This window comes from Legionella massiliensis, from assembly GCF_000756815.1.
Lineage (GTDB): Bacteria > Pseudomonadota > Gammaproteobacteria > Legionellales > Legionellaceae > Tatlockia > Tatlockia massiliensis.
On sequence record NZ_CCVW01000002.1, the window covers coordinates 729,138 to 747,642 of the forward strand.

Genomic DNA, 18,505 nt, shown 5'->3' on the forward strand with positions numbered 1-18,505 from the left:
CATCCGTTCTGGGGGAATGTTTGAATCTTGGTGAAAGTATGGATTTGAGTGCGGGTTAAGAGGAAGTGAACGCTTACCTATGCTCGGGGCGCCTATTTCTGTAGTACATAAGTCCCCGGTGCAGCAGCTAAGTTGCGCTTTAGAGCACGGGCTGCCAGTCTTTTCTCAGAGGATTGCTGTATCAGCCATTTATTCCAAGCATCCCACCATGAACCTTTTTTAACCTCTGCGATACCTAACCAGTCCTCTGCGTCTAAGTAAGGGTCTTCTTTTCGGCGCTCATAGATACGATAAAAACGACCTTTCTTTCCTGGTTGGCTTATAATTCCGGCATTATGCCCACCATTAGCTAAAACAAAGGTCATCCTTTCGCTATCGATCATTAGATGGATTTTATAGACTGACTGCCAAGGCGCAACGTGATCATTGTCCGCACTAACGACAAAAACAGGAATTCTTATGTTTTTAGGTGCTACTGGCTTTCCTTCAACCTTATAGCGACCCTCAGCAAAATCATCATTTAAGAATAGTCTTTCCAAATACTCGCTATGCATTTTATAGGGCATGCGTGTTGAATCCGCATTCCATGCGAGCAAATCGATCATCCCTCTTTGCGTACCATTCATATAATCGTGAATCATCTTCGACCAAATCAAATCATAGGAACGCAACATCTGGAAAGAGCCTGCCATCTGCTTAGTATCCAGATAGCCCTGCTCCCACATCATACTCTTGAGAAAAGCAATCTCGCTTTGAGTAGCAAATACCATTAACTCGCCAGCATCGGTGAAATCGGCCTGAGCTGCGATTAGCGAGATACTATTAAGTCGCTTATCGCCATTTCTTGCCATAGCCGCTGCGGTAAGCATTGCCAAGGTGCCCCCTAAACAATACCCCATTAAATTTATTTTTCGACGAGGAAAAATAGCAGATACCGCGTCAATTGCAGCCATTGCCCCTAAGCGATAATAATCATCCATGCCAAGATTCCGATCCTCCGCACCAGGATTGCGCCAAGAAACAATGAACACAGTATGTCCATGCTGGACTAACCATTTCACCATGGAGTTTTCAGGGGAGAGATCCAAAATGTAGTACTTCATAATCCAGGCCGGCAATAATAAAAGAGGCTCTTTAACAACAGTCTTTGTTTGCGGTTCATATTGGATTAATTCAATCAAATGATTGGAATAAACAACCTTTCCAGGTGTAATCGCCACATGTTCACCAGGAATAAAATTTTCTACACCGGCTGGCGGTATCCCTATCAGTTTCTCAAGCATATCGCTAACTGCCAGTTTTGTACCATGAACCAAATTCAGACCATTGTCCCGAATAGTTTCATGAAATAAGTCAGGATTTGTTAAAACAAAATTAGAGGGCGATAAAGCATCCAACATCTGTCTTGTTAGAAAAGACACGATACGCCCAACTGGTTTGGGTAAGCCCGGTAATCTGGTCGTTGCGCGCGACCACCAATCTTCACACATGAGAAAATTTTCAGCCCATAAACGCCAGGGAAAATATTGCCAATCTTCCGTTTTAAAACGCACATCAGTACCTTTACCACCTCGCTCTTCACAATAGATTTTATTTTTGCATTCTCCAGAATAAATTAATGGGTAAAAAGCGAGCTCTAACAAGCGTCCAGGACTAATTAACAATTGCGAGAGCCAGGAATAATAAGCTGTACCAAAAGCTGCTGGACTCATTCCGGCTGTCAATTTTGCAAGATTTGCCTGGTAGTAGCGGTCAATAAAATCAAAAAACTCATCAGGATTAGTAAACCCTAGCAATGAGTTATTAGCGTCCCTTATCTTTTGTTTGGTAGATCGAACTCTTCTCATCTTTCTAAACCTCTTACCAATTATCCGTATTGCTTGTCCCTTGCTGAACCAAGTTAACCTTAATATATAGGGTAGAGTTTTGGGTAAATTGGTTACCTGCACGGATAATCTGGGTAGAAGAATCGACAGGCTGGCTTCCTTGAGGACTCGCCAAAGACACCCATTTATTCAGAGGAACCATAACGGTTGTATCAACCTGTTGTTGGTCAAATTGTTGATTAACCACAGGATTTGCCTGCTCGCGAATGCGACGAACTTTCAACTTAACCTGATTCCCTTGCAAGGTAGGCTGAACCAATAAGCCATTTTGCACCAAACGCCGGTCATAACTAACGCCCGTCCAAAAACCAATTCCCGCCGAGCTCAAAACAGGCTGATCCTGGCCTGTACTGACAAAAGCAGACTCGCCATTCATTACCGTAATAGACTGACGTTGCAGTTGATCAGAGTGTGAGGGCGTAGTAATAACGATCGTATTATCATTCTGATTGTTTAACCAATCGGGATCACCTTGATAAACACTGATTTGAAAGGTCACTGGCGGCTGATCTAATTTGTGTAATACATCACGAAGCTGGGTCAGTGTTTCCGGCGTAACCTTAACTATCAAGGTCTGTCCTGAGCCACTGATTTGTTCACCCTCGCCCAATAAAGGTTGTACTAACTGGATAATATGATCAGCTGTTTGATAATTAAGAGTAATAACCTTGGTTATCATGGCAGAATCGGCAAACACATTTGCCGCTAAAAATAAAATTGCTATAAACCATTTTTTCATCTAAGCACACTCCCTTGCTTGTTTATGTTCAAGTGTAGCAGAGATAACTAAATTCATTATGTTGTTTTGTTCTGAACAAAGTTTAGTTATAATCGCCCGAATCTTTCTCGAAGATATGTATGACGATGGGTAGCATATTTAACATGTTTGGGCCCTCACCAATTAGGCCCATTGAACAACACATGCGTAAAGTACATCATTGTGCCAAACAGTTGTACCCCTTTTTTGAAGCTGTCCTCATACAAGACTGGCAAACTGCCACCAGTATAAAAGATAAAATCTCTTCCATTGAGACTGAAGCTGACCTAATCAAGCGTGATCTGCGCTTGCATTTACCAACTGGCCTATTTCTTCCAGTATCACGAACCGATTTGCTTGAATTATTGAGCGCACAAGATCGTATCGCGAATAAAGCGGAGGATATTGCCGGCCTGATTGTTAGCCGGAAAATGATCCTTCCCCAAGCACTTGCCACCTCATTCATGCCTTTTCTTAATTGCTCTCTAGATGCATCTAAACAGGCTTGTAAAGCAATTAATGAGCTTGATGAACTGCTTGAAAGCGGTTTTCGTGGTAATGAAGTGAAAATTGTTGAAGAAATGATCGTGACTCTTGATGGAATTGAGCATGATAGTGATGAAAAGCTATCTGACATCAGGCACCGTATTTTTGAGCTGGAAAAGGATTTGCCTGCTATCGAAGTAGTCTTCCTCTATAAATTGGTTCAATGGATTGGCGACTTGGCTGACCATGCCCAAACTGTAGGTGGTCGGCTGCAAATTCTCATTGCCAGGTAAAAGATTCCCATGGATTATTCACTTATTTTGCTTTTTATTGCTGTAGCGTTTTGTTTCTTCATGACCTGGGGCGTTGGTGCTAACGATCTCGCGAATGTCATGAGTACCACTATGGGCTCAAAAGCAATTACCGTGCGACAAGCCATGTTGATTGCCATTATTTTTGAGTTCGCCGGCGCCTTTCTTGGCGGAAGTGGTGTGACCGAGACCATGCGTGATGGCATTATCGACTCCAGTCAATTGTCCAATCAGCCTTTAGTGCTAATGGAAGGCATGCTTAGTGTTTTAGCTGCTTGTACTATATGGATGAATTTAGCGAGCTACATGGGTGTCCCTGTTTCCATTACCAATGCCTTGGTTGGCTCAATGGTTGGCTTCGGCTCTGTGGTGTTAGGCACCAATGCTATTCATTGGAATCAAGTATCTCACATCGCTATAGGCTGGGTTACCTCACCATTTATTGCAGGGATCACAAGCTATGCCCTGTTTGTGAGTATTCAGCAAACAATTTTTATCAAAAGCAATCCGCTAGAAAAAGCCAAACTCTATATCCCTATTTATCTCTTTTTAGTAGGGACAGTCTTATCTTTCATTACTGTCTTCAAAGGATTGAAACATTTTAATATTCATCTAAACCTCAAGCAGGATTTAGCTGTAACCTTGGCAACCAGCATTTTTATTACCATAACTGGAATGACCTTTATCAAACGCATTCCAGAAATGCCAAAAATCCGAAGAAGAGAGCGCTTTATTCAGGTTGAAAAATATTTTGCCGTACTTATGGCGTTGACAGCCTGCGCCATGGTTTTTGCCCACGGCTCAAATGATGTGGCTTTGGCTGTCGGTCCATTAACAATCATGCACAGTCTGGTAATCCATGCCAATCAACCTATTGGAGCCGATAATTATCCCTCCTGGATTATCTTACTTGGCTGCGTAGGTGTTATTACTGGTTTTCTGATGTATGGCCGAAAAGTTATTGAAACCGTGGGCAGTTCAATAACTGCATTAACCCCCAGCCGTGCTTTCGCAGCGACACTGGCAGCCGCTACAACGGTCGTTGTCGCAACAAGCACAGGTATTCCTGTTTCAGCGACTCAAACACTGGTAGGTGCTGTTCTTGGTGTTGGCTTAGCACGTGGTATTGGCGCTTTAAATTTAATCGTTATTCGTAATATTTTTATGTCTTGGGTACTTACTCTGCCTGCTGCGTCTGTTTTGACTATTTTGGCTTATAAGATAATCCATCTTTGTACGAGTTATTTAATAACGACTCCTGGATAAGACAAACGATATTTGTGAGGGATAAACGCGGATATGACAATTAGTTCGCAACAAAGGGCCATGTCGCACCTTAACCAATTAGAAGCAGAAAGTATCTATATTATTCGTGAAGCGATAGCTGAGGCGGAAAACCCAGCCATGTTGTATTCCATTGGCAAGGACAGTTCAGTGATGCTACATTTGGCACGGAAAGCCTTTTACCCTGCCACCCCACCCTTTCCATTATTGCATGTAGACACCCGTTGGAAATTCCAAGAGATGTATCGCTTCCGTGATCAGATGGCGCAGATCTGTGGTATGAAATTGCTGGTTTATACTAATCCAGAAGCTATTGCCAAGAATATTAATCCCTTTGATCATGGTTCAGCCTTACATACAGCTATAACAAAGACTGAAGGATTAAAGCAGGCACTGGATCACTATAAATTTGATCTTGTCTTTGGCGGTGCAAGGCGTGATGAGGAAAAATCGCGTGCTAAAGAACGTATTTTCTCATTTCGTAGCAAGACCCATCGTTGGGATCCTAAAAATCAACGACCTGAACCTTGGAATCTTTTCAATACCCGTAAATTACCCGGCGAGAGCATTCGGGTTTTTCCTTTATCTAATTGGACTGAATTGGATATCTGGCAATATATCCAACAAGAGCAGATTCCTGTAGTTCCCTTGTATTTTGCCAAAGAGCGTCCTGTTGTCCTGAGGGACAATACCCTATTAATGGTTGATGATGAACGAATGAAACTATTAGAAGGTGAAGAAATTCAAAATCGTTGTGTGCGCTTTAGAACCTTAGGCTGTTATCCCTTAACAGGAGCAATTGATTCTACAGCCACATCCTTATCTGAGATTATTAACGAACTGATGAACACACGATATTCAGAACGCCAAGGACGTATGATTGATCTAGATAGCTCAGCGTCCATGGAGCAAAAAAAGCAAGAAGGCTATTTCTAATGGAACAAGAGATCACTTTAGAAAACAAAACTACTTTGGCAAACGAACAACAGAGTAGCGATTTACTACGATTTATTACCTGTGGCAGTGTCGATGACGGTAAAAGTACTTTAATTGGTCGCTTGCTATGGGAGTCTCAACAGTTATTTGATGACCAAATTACCGCCCTTAGCCGTGACTCACAACGTTTCGGCACCCAAAACGGGGAGCTTGATTTTGCTTTGTTAGTTGATGGCTTGACTGCCGAAAGAGAACAAGGCATCACGATTGATGTCGCACATCGTTTTTTTGCCAGTCCTCAGCGAAAATTTATCCTGGCAGATACGCCAGGGCATGAACAATATACACGTAATATGGTAACCGCAGCATCTACTGCAGATATCGCCGTTGTATTAATTGATGCATCGAAGGCGTTAACAGTACAAACCTGCCGTCATACCTATCTCTGTTCCTTAATGGGCATTCGTCATATTGTTTTAGCGATCAACAAGATGGATTTGGTTGACTATGATGAATCTGTTTATACCAAGGTAAAATCATTATTTACTGAATTTGCCGCGGCATTAAACTTTTCTTCCATCACAGCGATACCACTTTCAGCATTAAAAGGGGATAACGTCAGCGAACTATCCAATCTGACACCTTGGTATAAGGGCCCAACATTAATGCACTATCTCAATACCATAGAGTTTAATACCTCACCATTTTCTGAAGCACAACCCTTTGTTTTTCCCATTCAATGGGTTAATCGCCCTAACTCCGCTTTCCGTGGTTTTTCAGGCACTGTTGCTGAAGGTCTTGTCCGCATTGGCGATGAAATTCGCGTGACAAAATCTGGACAAACCGCAAACATTGCCAATATCGTCACTATGGATGGTGATTTAGCTATAGCTCATCAAGGCCAGGCAATTACGCTAACCTTAGATAAGGAGATTGATGCCTCCCGCGGCGATGTTCTTTCTTTAGCCCAAAAACCACTTGAGAACACTGATCTGTTTGAAGCAACAATTATCTGGATGCATGAAGAACCTGGACTAGTGAGTCGAAGTTATGAGTTAAAGCTTGCTTGTCAATGGACAACAGCCACTATCACTGTTTTAAAATATCGTATTAATGTTAATACCTTAGCGCATGAAGCTAGCAAGCAAATGGCTGTCAATGATATAGCGGTCTGTCAGCTTAGCACCAATAAACCTATTGTTATTGATAGCTATAACCGTTCTAAACCACTTGGTAGCTTTATTTTGGTCGATCGTTTTACCCACACAACAGTGGCTGCGGGAATTATCCATCATAGCTTGCGCCGCGCACAAAATATTCATAAGCAGCCTTTAACAATTACCCGTGAGCACAGAGAAAAACTAAATGGGCATAAGGGTAAAGTCCTTTGGTTTACAGGGCTTTCAGGTTCGGGGAAATCGACTATTGCTAATGCGCTTGAGATAGAACTCTATGCGTTGGGGAAACGTACTTACTTACTAGATGCGGATAATATTCGCCTGGGTTTAAACAAAGACCTTGGTTTTACAATTGCCGATAGAGTTGAGAATATTCGTCGCATTGCTGAAGTTGCAAAATTAATGATAGATAGTGGATTGATCGTGCTGGTCACCCTTATCTCACCTTTTCGTCATGAAAGGGCGATGGCTCAGGAGTTAATTGGTACTGAAAGCTGTCTGGAAATCTATGTCAGCGCCTCTTTAGAGATTTGTGAAGCACGAGATGTAAAAGGACTGTATAAAAAAGCACGTGCAGGCCTGCTTCCGAATATGTCGGGTATAGATAGTCCCTATGAGCCCCCTGAAAATCCGGCTATGCTGATTAAACATACAGATACAGTAGAACAAGCAGTAAAAGAGATATTAAATTTACTGAAGGTCTAGCAAGGCATTGTTAAATAGAGTAATAGGTCGAGTCCCTCCTTGTCTCAGCGCTACGTCATCCAGAGCGCAGCGAAGGATCTCCTGAATGTGGCACAGTGTTAATCCCGGAGATCCTTCGCTGCGCTCTGGATGACGTTGCATTAGGGTGATAGGGCTGACCTATTACTAAATAGATTGAATGTAGCCTGGATGCAGCGAAGCACTTATCATCCGCCCTACTGTTGATGCTCTTTTACCCCAGCAATCAACATCGAAAGAACACCCCAAATAACCAGGCTAAGTAATAAAGTGGTGCATATAGACCAAATACGGCGAGGCTCAATAGCACTGGCCGGCTTTATCGGGTTTTCAATTCGCTCAAGATAGACCTGCTGACGTGCTGCTTCAATCCTAGCCTGTTCCAGTGAAGACAAGGCAGCTGTTAATTGCTTGTGCGCAAAGATATTCTCTAATTTCAGGTACTCATAACCTAAAGCCTTATTCGATAAAGAACCATGCTTACCGACGACTTGCTCTGTCTGCAGAGCAAGATTATTTTCTAAAGAGGCAACCTGTTGCCTTAGAGCAGGTAGTTGAGGATTTTTAGAGGTAATTGCTTCCATTTGCCGCAATTGCTCCTTTCTAACAATCAGCTCATCTTTGAATTTAGCGACCCGTTGTATCTCAAATGCCGTTTGTTTAATAGGATCAAAGACCTTCTTTTTTTGACGATACTCTAATAAAGCCAATGCCGTTTTTTTTGCCTTTTGCTCAGCATTGCTAACCTCTGCCGAGGCAAAATGCAATATGTCCTGTCGGGCCCGCTCATTGATGTGATTGACTAAAGCCTCACTTTTTTTAAGCAATGCTTTATTAATTTCATAGGCTTTTTCGGGGCTAAATGCACGAACTGTCAATGTAGAAATCGACGACGAATTGTCAGTGGTTACCGTGACATGTTTTTTATAATAGTCTAATAAAGATTCAAAGCTAGTATCCCAAGTCACTCCCCCAAAGCGCTTTAAGCGATCTACCGACTTGGCACCATAGTGTTGTCCAATTTGATACTGTTTCTCCAAAAAACTGAGCGCATCAGTAGAAAGAATATAGTTTTGAATAACAAAGTTATCGTCTTGAGAACGACCAAACCCAGAGTGACTGAGAAACATGCCCAATCCGCTCATTGATTTGTTTTCAGGACTCCGAATCACAAACTGTGATTCAACAACATAGACGTCAGAAGCGATAAGACCAAAATAAACTAGAGAGGCAAAGACAGGGATAACTACAGAAAACAAAAAAAGTCGATCCATCGCGAGAAAATACTGCAAACATCTTCTCATTCCTTTTACAGCAATTTCCTGATATTTCGACTTGGAAAGGGAGGCGGTTTGCGATCTTAAAAAAACAAATTTTTTAATGATATTTTCCACTAGAGAATCATATAGATAGAAAATTTGATGTTAAACAGAATTATTGTTAATTACAATGATTTCATTTAGAAACAATTGATGTATAGTGGCTTGTCATAAAGTGTGTTACGGATTTAGCCACCTATGAATGATCAAAAATTAAAAACAAAAATCTTAGTTGAAATGAGACCAGCTTTCGATGGCTACGCAGGAATTCCTCAAGAAGCCCGACTATTAATGTCAGGGCTAAACAAAATAGAATCGGTTGAGATTGAGGGGCTAATACAAACCTCACATCAGATCTTAGCCAAAGGCACTACCCCCCGTTCAAAATTGTTCTGGCGAGATTATCCTCAAGCACGGCTGTTAAATCGTTACTCTCGCGTCATTGTTTCCTTATCAGAAAAACCTTATCAGACCTACTTAGATCAAGTTTTAAGCTGGTTCGAAAAAAAATTTATCGGCATCTTGACCTACTGGAAAATTAAATGTGGGACCGAGTTTAAACTATCTCATTTTGATTCCCAGCATTTTCAGGATTTTACCTGGCGCACTCTTTTCGCAAAAACCTTACCCGCATCCGAATTCGCCGCTGTGGCATCCCTTAATTATAAAGTCTGCACTGTTCCCTGGCAGATCTTCCATAATTCTGGCCTGCGATCTTTAGGGTTAAAAGACAGACCTAATTATCCTCTTTTAAATACCAGAGGCTTTGATATTTTTATTAGCCAAACACCCTATCCTGGAAGAGTTCATAAAAGCACAGCGCTTATTGTTCGTTATCATGATGCGCTGCCTATTCTTATGCCACACACCATTCCCGATAAATCATTTCATCAGGCAACCCATTTTTATGCCCTAATGTCTAATGTGAAGTCTGGCGGCTGGTTTGCTTGCGTATCGGAAGCGACAAGACAAGAGTTAATTAAATTGTTTCCAGAAGCTAGAGAGAGAGCCGTAACCATACATAATATAATTTCAAGTCATTATTTCCTTGAAGATTCCTCATCAGAGCGAGTAGGTAGCATTATCAGACGCCATTTGCATGAAGGCGATAAAAACAAAAACATTGATCTCTCCCTCCCCTTTTTTTCTCTAAAAGAGAAGGAACGTTTTTATAATTCAGTAACTAGCGATCCAAAATTGAATTATCTTCTTGTCGTTTCCACTATTGAACCAAGAAAGAACCATCAGCGTTTGCTAGCTGCATGGGAAATATTGCGAGCAGAAGCTGACCCCAGTTTAAAATTAGTTATCGTTGGAGGATTAGGCTGGGATTACACGCCGATAGTAAGAGCATTTCAACCTTGGCTAGAGCAAGGGTGTTTATTCATGCTGAGCTCTGTCCCTGCAGCTAGTTTGCGGGTACTGTATCGGCATGCTGCAGCAACAGTCTGCCCCAGTTTGGCTGAAGGCTTTGATTTTTCTGGTGTAGAATCCATGCGTTGTGGCGGTATTACTATTGCCTCTGATATTCCGGTACATCGTGAGGTCTATGATGATGCTGCTGAGTTTTTTGATACCTACTCAACGCAAAGTCTAGTCAATGCCTTAAAGAAGGTACTTTATCAACAAGACGCCTCTAAGAGACAGGCTGAGTTACGTCAACGTGGACAGGAAGTTTCCGCACGCTACCAACCAGATAAAATTCTTCCTAAGTGGGAAGCATTTATACAGTGTGTGAAGGAAGGCAGTTTAGCCGGGATGAATTTCCCCGTGCAAGCTTCAGTGACACCAGTAGATCAAATCTCGAATAAAAAGGAACTGCATAATGTCTCTGCCTGAAGATGATGCCGCAGACTTTGCAGAAAAATGGGTCAAAATTGCTTACCAAAGTATTCTAGGCAGAGACGCTGATGAAGCTGGGTTAAAAGCACATATGGAAGCTATAAAGTCAGAAGCTGAGATTCCCCACTTACTTCGCTCTTTTGTTAATTCTCAAGAACATATTGACAATGTTAGGCGGGGGAAAATAGCTAATGTTGAACCGCCCTATAATTACCAAACCGCCAGATTGCCTACCACCCAAGCTGAATCTCTCGATCAGGAAACGCTCAATGCCAAAATATTATTGCTGGGTACCTGTGGAATCTCTGGTTTCGTCGATTATTTTCCTGAAAACTGTAAAGTGGACAACATCTTATGGGGTTCTAGTCAAATAGATTTGCTACCTGAGGTTGACCTTGAAAATTATGATGCCGTCGTGGTGTCTTTAACCCTTAGACATATTTTAGGCGCGAATTCTGTAGCGGATACAACCATCGGCAAGGAGCTATTGTGGGCTCAGTTACACTCAGAGGATGAATTACAAGGCTATTTTGACAGCTGTAAAGAGCTACTCGATTCAAAGGTCGCCTTGTTTGCAAGTTGCTCGAAAAAAGTAAAGGTTCTTTTCCTCTCGTTTTTAGAGCCAACCTCTAACCATATGGGATATCTTTTCCCTAGGTTTCATTTAAGAAATCCTTCCTTTTTTGTTATGAAATTGAATGAAGCAATGAGCCAGGCTGTTTCAGCAATCTCTAACGCTTATTATCTTGATATTAATGAAATTCTAAATGGCTATGGCAAATATTCTGTACAAGATGACAGCGTCTTATATATAGGACATGCCAGCTACGTGGGAGATTATGGCGTAGACTATGATAACAAACGCCTACAACAATCGACCCTTGTCTCGCAACTCTATCAATCTATTTCACCATCAAAAACGGTATTTTATACTGTGGCTCATCGAATAATCGATAGCTTAAAAATTATAAAACAGACAAACCCTATCAAGATTATTATTACTGACCTTGATGATACTTTATGGCGTGGTGTAGCAGCGGATGATGCAATGCCCGATTGGCAGCGCCTTGAAGGATGGCCTCTCGGTTATATCGAGGCACTTCTGATATTTAAAGCACGTGGCGGCCTATTAGCCATTGCGAGTAAAAACTCTGAAGAAGAAACGAAGATACGCTTTAATAAACTCCTAGGTGATCGTATTTCGCTCGACGCCTTTGTTTCTCTAAAGATCAATTTTGAACCCAAATCTAAGAATATTGCTGAGATACTCAAAGAAGTGAATATTCTTCCTGCTAATGCGCTTTTTATCGATGATAATCCCAGAGAAATTGATGAGGTTAAACACCTTTTTCCTGAAATTAGAACGCTCTCAAAAGAACACTATGATTGGCGGCGCCAAATACTGACCTCTGTTTCAACCCAGGTTGCCTCAATTAGTAGTGAGTCTGCAAACAGGACCGCTTCAATTCAAGCGCTAATAGAAAGAAATCTTCATCGAGAACAGTCCTCGCATGAAGACTGGCTAGCGTCTTTGTGTTTAACACAGCACCATGTTTTGCTTCAGAGTATCGAGCACCACCATTTTCAGCGGGCTTTTGAGTTATTAAATAAAACGAACCAATTTAATACGACAGGTCGCCGTTGGGATCTTAGAGAGGTAGCGGAACTATTTGACCAGGGTGGTTTTTTCGTCTCGGCCTTTCTTAAGGATAAAACAATGGATAGCGGCTTAATCGCGGTTGCTATTGTGCAAGAAAATAAAATCTTACAAGTTGTATTGTCCTGCCGAGTATTTGGCCTCGGAGTCGAATATGCGATGGGACGTCTGGTTACTTTGTTAATCCTTAAGAACTATGGGCAGGTAACAGCAACCATTGAAGATAGCGGCAAAAATTTAACCTGCCACGCCTATTTTAAAAATATGGGATTTCATCAAAGCGAGAATCACTTTTATAGCTCAACGGTACCAGAGGCTCCACAATATATTCATCTAGATTCATCGAAAAATGAAAGTATTGAATTTGAGCGAGCAACTCTTTTAGAGAATTGTTTTTGAACTGAAGAGAGGACATAGAAGTTGATTAACCAATCATTAAAAAATGCTTTTGCTATTCAAAAACGGGTTATAGGAGCCTTAGTTCTCCGGGAAGTTATTACTCGATATGGGCGACATAATATCGGCTTTCTATGGCTTTTTATCGAACCAATGCTATTCACCGTAGGCGTAACAATCTTGTGGACTTTATCAGGCGCACATCAACACACAGGCCTATCAATTTCTGCTTTTGCACTGACGGGCTATTCTTCTGTACTACTTTGGCGGAATATTCCCGGACGCTGCAGTTCGATAATAGAAGCCAATCGTGCCTTAATGTTTCATAGTAATGTAAGGCTTATTGATTTATTCCTAAGCCGAATCTTACTGGAAGCAGCTGGGGTTACCGGATCATTTCTTAGCCTTAGTTTTATTTTCATATATATCGGCTGGAGTCATTGCCCAGAAAATATTCTGGAAGTAATTCTGGGATGGGGATTACTACTCTTATTTAGTACGGGATTAGGCATATTTATCGGGGCTATAGCAGCCCAATCAGAATTAGCAATGATTATCTGGCATCCCTTATCTTATCTATTGTTTCCATTAACAGGGGCCGCTTTTATGATTGATTGGGTGCCTACTTCCGCTCAAAAATGGATCTTGTTAATGCCAATGGCACACGGAACTGAGATCATTCGTGAGGGTTATTTTGGTTCTGTGGTGCATGCTCATTATGATGTGTTGTACATGCTAACTTGCAACTTCTGTTTGTTATTATTGGGTTTATTGCAAATTAAAAAGATCTCCAAGACTATGGTGTTGCAATGATTCAATTTGAAAATGTTGAAAAAAAATACGCTACCCGTTTGGGCATGAGAACGGTTTTTAAAGAAATAAACCTGAAAATAAATCCAGGCGATAAACTGGGTATTTTAGGGCGGAATGGCGCTGGAAAATCGACGTTAATACGACTCATCTCAGGAGCTGAGCAACCCTCTGCCGGGCAAATAAAACGAGAAATGACCGTATCCTGGCCTCTTGCCTTTGGTGGCGGATTTCAAGGCTCATTGACTGGGGCTGATAATTTGCGCTTTATTTGCCGGATTTACGGCCTAGAATTTGCCGATAAAATTGATTTTGTCCAGGATTTTACTGAGTTGGGAACTTTTTTTGACGAACCAGTCAAGAATTACTCTTCAGGCATGCAGGCGCGTTTAGCTTTTGCTATTTCCATGGCCATTGAATTTGACTGCTATCTGATTGATGAGGTTATTGCTGTAGGCGATTCGCGTTTTCACGAAAAATGCCATTATGAATTATTTGAAAAACGCAAGGATAGAGCCTTTGTAATTGTTTCGCATCATCCAGATCAAATTCAAACCTACTGCACTCAAGCTTGTGTCCTGCTTAATGGAGCACTTTATGAGCAGCCTAGTGTCTCTGAGGCCTATGCATTTTATAATGAAAATCTGTGAGATGATTTTTTCTTTAAGGGAGAGCGCTGCATTGCATTATCTGATAAAAATATTTTTCTTATTTTGCCTAATAAACCTATTAACTGGCTGCGCCATTCCATCATCGGGACCAAGTAAAGAACAAGTTAAAAAGCTACCTATTCAAGGAATTCAGGTCGTACAAGTTACAAGCGAGATCGCACAACATTTACTAGCACATCAGCGAAAAAAACTCTTTTCCGAGGTGTTCCCTCATTCACATCGCACACAGGACAGGATAGGTGCGGGAGATATTATTGAGGTTTCTGTATGGGAAGCACCACCCGCAATGCTCTTTAGCAGTTCGGTCATTAACTTACATGCCGGCCCCTCTACAACACAGGTGACCGTTTTCCCACAGCAAATGGTAAATTCTGAGGGCACCATTAATATTCCCTTTGCCGGAAATATACATGCATCAGGGCGAACCCCCTCTCAAATTGAATCCGGTATAGTCGCAAAACTTAGAGATAAAGCCCACAAACCCCAAGTATTAGTGAGAGTTATCACAAATAACTCTTCTGATGTTACTGTTGTTGGAGAGGTTGCCTCCAGTCGCCGAGTCCCATTGACTCCTCATAGAGAGCGTTTATTAGATGCCTTGGCAGCCGCGGGAGGGGTACGGCAGGAAGTGAGCAAAATGACTCTACAAATCACTCGAGGTAATAAGGTCAATGCCCTACCCTTATCAACTATTATCCAAGACCCCAAGCAAAATATAGAACTACAATCGGGAGACATAGTTACAGCCTTATATCGACCTAACAGCTTTACTGTCCTGGGTGCTGCAGGGAAAAATGAGGAGATCAATTTTGAAGCCCAAGGTATTTCCCTAGCACAAGCATTAGCGCGAGCCGGCGGATTACAGGACAATCGTGCAGATGCTCAAGCTATTTTTATATTCCGTCTTGAAGAGGCTGGCGTTTTAAGTGATAAAGCAAAGCGCAACAAACTACATCTTATCCCTGTTGTCTATCAAATGAATTTAAAAGATCCGAGCAGCTTTTTCACTTCACAGCAATTTATGGTTAATAACCGCGATGTATTGTATGTGTCTAATGCTCCTACAGCAGATCTGCAGAAATTCTTGAATATCGTAGTCTCCGCGGTCTATCCGATCGTCAACGTTGGAGCAATTGCTATGGATCGGTTGTAGTATCTAAATATCCGAACCTCTGCAGTTAAACCCCGAGAGATCCTCACAAAATTTTTCCACCTACGTACCGCGCATAAAGCGCGGTACGTAGGCATTCTTTTTTAAATTAGGATAAATCAGCTCTTATCTCTATTTTTTGTGTGGAACTCTCAGAGTTAGACTGCAGGAATTCCCGCATGATGCCTTAAAAGTTTCCTATAATTTATATTGTTATAGATTAAATTGAGTAGTTGAGATGCCTAAGAAGTCCCCAAAACAAGTAATCGAAGAGTCTTTGGAAAATATTTATAAGGAAGTAAGCCTGTATAATGCAGCCAAGGACAGACTTAAATTGCATTTAGGTCATGCTGATTTAGATAAGTACTCTCTAAGTGCTATTAAAGCAGATATGCAACAAATGGCTGATGCAGTGGCCAATCTTAAAAGAATGGAGCTCCCTGAAGGATTGCATAAATACGCACTTGCACCAGGTATAAGCAAGTTAAAGTGGGCTCATTATGAATGAGTGTTTGAAAATAAGAGATGGGCGTGAAAATTATAACCAATTGTTTAGCAATTTAAGAAAAAGTGTGGATGCCCCATTAGAGTTAAGCTCGCCTCTATATCAGGAAAATATATTATCATCAACGCCAATACCCAATACACACTACAGAAAGCCCCCCATCAAGGCAACACCAGATCAACCCCCACCCCAGACGCATGTCTGGATTAAAACAGCCCCTCATATGGAACATCACTCTTTGCACCCCAATCATGATGATGCAGAAAAGGACATCTCATTAACCCAATCAACCAAAACAAGGGTTCATGATTTAACTAGCTCAGAGCCACTACCACGAGATAATTCAAATGATGATGAGGAGGAAGATGACGATAGTGAAGGAGAAAATCCTCTGTATCATTCGTAAATATATCCTTCAGCATCTTTATGCTGTGCTTGTGCGAAGAACTCGCGCAAAGGTATAGGCCTAGTAAGGATTTTGTAAAACTCCCCTGATGAGATTACACTATTTCACTCAAATTAATATTTCCCATGGCTCCCTGCAGCTTTGCAATTTGCAGCCTTTGGCGCCATTAACTAGGAGTGGAGTGGTTGCATACAGGTCGCTCACAAAATCTGGATTTATTGCCCGACCTTAGCAATCACTTTGGGTAAAGCTCGTTTAGGCTTGAGCCCGGATCAGCAAACAGATCAGCATCTGGGAATATCTAATCTGTATAGCCACCAGATTCGCTTTCAACTCACTGTGCTAGCTTAATTCCCCTTCATTTCGAACGGTAGGCTGGACTGTAATAGGTCACCCCCATCCCGAATTCCCGCGGCTTGAAAGTGGAATCTATAGCAAAGAGAAATCCCTGAGTAGTGAATTTAAATGAAACCTTGATACAGCGCAGCGTAATCAAGGTTTTTCTTAGATAAGAGGTGGGGACGTGACCTATCAATGGCGTCAACTTAAGGAGCAATACCTCAGGTTCGAAGACGATATATCCTCTCTCCCCTTGGGGAGAGAGTTAGAGACACTGCCGTTAAGTTAAGGACTCAACCTCAAAACCGTTCGGGCTGAGGAGGACTTTAGGCCGTCTCGAAGCCTTGCACTCTGTGACGCTTCGAGACGTGTGCTTACGCACACTCCTCAGCGCGAACGGTTTAAAATCCCTTAACTTCATGGCAGTGAGAGTTAGAGAGAGGGGGGTGCGGCATAAATTTACTTAAGTTGACGCCATTGCGTGACCTATTACGCAGGGCTTAACAGCCCAGCCTACATCCTGTCATCTACGCTTGATCACTATTACGTGGACAAAGGGTGGTAATTAAAACTCACCCCAAATTTCGCCTTCAGCATCTTTGTTTTCTGCGTGATCACGTAGATTAAAAATGCGCTCGTGCTTTTTAATTTCCTTTAGTTGAGATGCTGTTTTTTCGTGCTTAGCATCAAACTCGAATAGAAACTTGTCATAAGGGCTAACATAAGCCTTATCGATATCATGATTAGACATAACTTTTCCTAGATAGCTTATACTAAATAACAAATCGTCGATTTTATCGGTTTTTAGGTAAAGATACCATCTAAATTATAGTGAGAAGATAGAGCCATGAAAATCAAAAAAGCTGAGTTACATGTCCACTTGGAAGGTACTATTACACCTGAGCTTGCAAAAAAACTTGCTGCACGTAATAAGATGGTGCTAAAAAATGAGCTTTTTGCCCCTGATGGCCAAAGCTATTCTTATCCTGATTTCCTAGGCTTTCTTAAAGCCTATGACGAGGTCGCAGCTGTTATTAAACAGCCTGTCGATTACTACGACATTACCTTTGATTATCTGAAAGCAAATGCCAAAGAAAATACCCTTTATGTTGAAATGATGTATTCGCCAGATCATGCTGAAATGTCAAGCGGACTCCCTTCTTCTGAACATTTGGCCGCAATTCAACAAGCAATTGACGATGCCGAAGCCAAATTTAATATTATTGGTCGCATAATTATCACCGCAGTACGTCATTTTGGAGCTGAATCGGCCATCAAAGTTGCTAAACAAGCCTTAAAAGAAAGAGCTCCTTGCATTGTTGGTTTTGGCCTTGGCGGCGATGAAATTCATTATCCACCACGTTTATTTAGTGAAGCCTATAAGATTGCTCATGCAGGAGGGTTGCATTGCACGGTACATGCAGGAGAGTTTGCCCCAGCAAGTGGTATGCTCGAAGCGATGGAATATCTACCCATTCAGCGAATTGGTCATGGAGTACAGGCCATGCATTCCGTAGAAACACTAGCTCAACTTAAGGAACGAAATATCGCCTTAGAAGTTTGCCCCTCAAGCAATATTGCACTTGGCCTATTTGAGGATATGTTAAGTCATCCCTTGACTCAGCTGATCGGAGCAGGAGTACAAGTGAGCCTTGGCTCAGATGACCCACCCTTTTTTCGCACTAATCTTGCTAAAGAGTATCAGCGGGTACAGCAAGCCTATCAATACACAGATAGCGAAATGAATTCGTTTACGGCAACAGCAATTAAGTCTTCTTTTGCTGATAAAGAGACTAAAGCAAAATTGCTTAAGTTATTGGAGAAGTGATAGTACGTCGTTGTGAGAAAG

Annotated in this window: 16 protein-coding genes; 12 read left to right on the plus strand and 4 right to left on the minus strand. The window is 41.7% G+C overall.

What is annotated here, in order from left to right:
• Positions 1 to 92: 92 nt before the first annotated feature.
• Positions 93 to 1,847 (minus strand): PHA/PHB synthase family protein, encoded by a 1,755-nt coding sequence (locus BN1094_RS10270; RefSeq protein ID WP_043874306.1) that lies wholly within the window; start codon positions 1,845 to 1,847, stop codon positions 93 to 95.
• Positions 1,848 to 1,860: 13 nt separating this feature from the next.
• Complete coding sequence (locus tag BN1094_RS10275) at positions 1,861 to 2,625, minus strand: type II/III secretion system protein (RefSeq protein WP_043874307.1); 765 nt, start codon at positions 2,623 to 2,625, stop codon at positions 1,861 to 1,863.
• Positions 2,626 to 2,768: 143 nt separating this feature from the next.
• Here BN1094_RS10275 and BN1094_RS10280 point away from each other — a divergent pair, with 143 nt between their 5' ends.
• From BN1094_RS10280 to cysN, 4 genes are read left to right on the plus strand one after another with little or no spacing between them, the layout of a single operon-like run.
• Positions 2,769 to 3,422, plus strand: coding sequence for a TIGR00153 family protein (locus BN1094_RS10280; protein WP_176695295.1), 654 nt, complete (start codon positions 2,769 to 2,771; stop codon positions 3,420 to 3,422).
• Between the two features lie 9 nt (positions 3,423 to 3,431).
• Entirely contained in the window at positions 3,432 to 4,706 is a 1,275-nt protein-coding gene (locus BN1094_RS10285) for an inorganic phosphate transporter (protein WP_043874309.1), read from the plus strand.
• A 33-nt stretch (positions 4,707 to 4,739) separates the two neighbouring features.
• On the plus strand, positions 4,740 to 5,660 hold the full coding sequence (cysD, locus tag BN1094_RS10290) for a sulfate adenylyltransferase subunit CysD (RefSeq protein WP_081935115.1): 921 nt from the start codon (positions 4,740 to 4,742) through the stop codon (positions 5,658 to 5,660).
• On the plus strand, positions 5,660 to 7,543 hold the full coding sequence (gene cysN / locus BN1094_RS10295; protein ID WP_043874310.1) for a sulfate adenylyltransferase subunit CysN: 1,884 nt from the start codon (positions 5,660 to 5,662) through the stop codon (positions 7,541 to 7,543). The genes cysD and cysN overlap by 1 nt, the downstream gene beginning before the upstream one ends.
• 215 nt (positions 7,544 to 7,758) lie before the next feature.
• Here the strand turns inward: cysN and BN1094_RS10300 are convergent, their stop codons facing one another.
• Positions 7,759 to 8,955 carry a KpsE/RkpR family capsule polysaccharide export protein gene (locus BN1094_RS10300; RefSeq protein WP_052403242.1) on the minus strand — a complete coding sequence of 399 codons (1,197 nt, stop codon included), beginning with the start codon at positions 8,953 to 8,955 and terminating at the stop codon, positions 7,759 to 7,761.
• A 123-nt stretch (positions 8,956 to 9,078) separates the two neighbouring features.
• Here BN1094_RS10300 and BN1094_RS10305 point away from each other — a divergent pair, with 123 nt between their 5' ends.
• From BN1094_RS10305 to BN1094_RS10335, 7 genes are all read left to right on the plus strand, one after another.
• Positions 9,079 to 10,719, plus strand: coding sequence for a glycosyltransferase family 4 protein (locus BN1094_RS10305; protein ID WP_052403243.1), 1,641 nt, complete (start codon positions 9,079 to 9,081; stop codon positions 10,717 to 10,719).
• Positions 10,706 to 12,778 (plus strand): HAD-IIIC family phosphatase, encoded by a 2,073-nt coding sequence (locus tag BN1094_RS10310; protein WP_052403244.1) that lies wholly within the window; start codon positions 10,706 to 10,708, stop codon positions 12,776 to 12,778. Before BN1094_RS10305 ends, BN1094_RS10310 begins: the two co-directional genes overlap by 14 nt.
• Positions 12,779 to 12,799: 21 nt before the next feature.
• On the plus strand, positions 12,800 to 13,588 hold the full coding sequence (locus tag BN1094_RS10315) for an ABC transporter permease (RefSeq protein ID WP_043874311.1): 789 nt from the start codon (positions 12,800 to 12,802) through the stop codon (positions 13,586 to 13,588).
• Positions 13,585 to 14,235: an ABC transporter ATP-binding protein gene (locus BN1094_RS10320; protein WP_043874312.1), complete on the plus strand. Its 651-nt coding sequence runs from the start codon at positions 13,585 to 13,587 to the stop codon at positions 14,233 to 14,235. Before BN1094_RS10315 ends, BN1094_RS10320 begins: the two co-directional genes overlap by 4 nt.
• Entirely contained in the window at positions 14,183 to 15,409 is a 1,227-nt protein-coding gene (locus BN1094_RS10325; protein ID WP_218054615.1) for a polysaccharide biosynthesis/export family protein, read from the plus strand. The genes BN1094_RS10320 and BN1094_RS10325 overlap by 53 nt, the downstream gene beginning before the upstream one ends.
• 235 nt (positions 15,410 to 15,644) lie before the next feature.
• Entirely contained in the window at positions 15,645 to 15,914 is a 270-nt protein-coding gene (locus BN1094_RS10330) for a hypothetical protein (RefSeq protein ID WP_043874313.1), read from the plus strand.
• Positions 15,907 to 16,317: a hypothetical protein gene (locus BN1094_RS10335; protein ID WP_043874314.1), complete on the plus strand. Its 411-nt coding sequence runs from the start codon at positions 15,907 to 15,909 to the stop codon at positions 16,315 to 16,317. Before BN1094_RS10330 ends, BN1094_RS10335 begins: the two co-directional genes overlap by 8 nt.
• A gap of 904 nt (positions 16,318 to 17,221) precedes the next feature.
• On the opposite strand, the gene BN1094_RS10340 is transcribed toward BN1094_RS10335, so the two are convergent.
• The gene (locus BN1094_RS10340; protein WP_043874315.1) at positions 17,222 to 17,407 is read right to left on the minus strand and encodes a CBU_0585 family protein; all 186 of its coding nucleotides are present in this window, start codon (positions 17,405 to 17,407) and stop codon (positions 17,222 to 17,224) included.
• Positions 17,408 to 17,503: 96 nt separating this feature from the next.
• Between BN1094_RS10340 and BN1094_RS10345 the strand changes: the two genes are divergently transcribed.
• Positions 17,504 to 18,484, plus strand: a complete 981-nt coding sequence (locus tag BN1094_RS10345) for an adenosine deaminase (protein ID WP_043874316.1) — start codon at positions 17,504 to 17,506, stop codon at positions 18,482 to 18,484.
• Positions 18,485 to 18,505 lie beyond the last annotated feature (21 nt).

What these genes read in the sequence shown, in the direction of transcription:
- cysN (WP_043874310.1), top strand. Translation starts at nt 5,660, where the DNA reads ATGGAACAAGAGATCACTTTAGAAAACAAAACTACTTTGGCAAACGAA.
- BN1094_RS10345 (WP_043874316.1), top strand. Translation starts at nt 17,504, where the DNA reads ATGAAAATCAAAAAAGCTGAGTTACATGTCCACTTGGAAGGTACTATT.
- BN1094_RS10305 (WP_052403243.1), top strand. Translation starts at nt 9,079, where the DNA reads ATGAATGATCAAAAATTAAAAACAAAAATCTTAGTTGAAATGAGACCA.
- BN1094_RS10330 (WP_043874313.1), top strand. Translation starts at nt 15,645, where the DNA reads ATGCCTAAGAAGTCCCCAAAACAAGTAATCGAAGAGTCTTTGGAAAAT.
- BN1094_RS10335 (WP_043874314.1), top strand. Translation starts at nt 15,907, where the DNA reads ATGAATGAGTGTTTGAAAATAAGAGATGGGCGTGAAAATTATAACCAA.
- BN1094_RS10285 (WP_043874309.1), top strand. Translation starts at nt 3,432, where the DNA reads ATGGATTATTCACTTATTTTGCTTTTTATTGCTGTAGCGTTTTGTTTC.
- BN1094_RS10270 (WP_043874306.1), bottom strand. Translation starts at nt 1,847, where the DNA reads ATGAGAAGAGTTCGATCTACCAAACAAAAGATAAGGGACGCTAATAAC.
- BN1094_RS10320 (WP_043874312.1), top strand. Translation starts at nt 13,585, where the DNA reads ATGATTCAATTTGAAAATGTTGAAAAAAAATACGCTACCCGTTTGGGC.
- BN1094_RS10310 (WP_052403244.1), top strand. Translation starts at nt 10,706, where the DNA reads ATGTCTCTGCCTGAAGATGATGCCGCAGACTTTGCAGAAAAATGGGTC.
- BN1094_RS10280 (WP_176695295.1), top strand. Translation starts at nt 2,769, where the DNA reads ATGTTTGGGCCCTCACCAATTAGGCCCATTGAACAACACATGCGTAAA.
- BN1094_RS10340 (WP_043874315.1), bottom strand. Translation starts at nt 17,407, where the DNA reads ATGTCTAATCATGATATCGATAAGGCTTATGTTAGCCCTTATGACAAG.
- cysD (WP_081935115.1), top strand. Translation starts at nt 4,740, where the DNA reads ATGACAATTAGTTCGCAACAAAGGGCCATGTCGCACCTTAACCAATTA.
- BN1094_RS10325 (WP_218054615.1), top strand. Translation starts at nt 14,183, where the DNA reads ATGAGCAGCCTAGTGTCTCTGAGGCCTATGCATTTTATAATGAAAATC.
- BN1094_RS10275 (WP_043874307.1), bottom strand. Translation starts at nt 2,625, where the DNA reads ATGAAAAAATGGTTTATAGCAATTTTATTTTTAGCGGCAAATGTGTTT.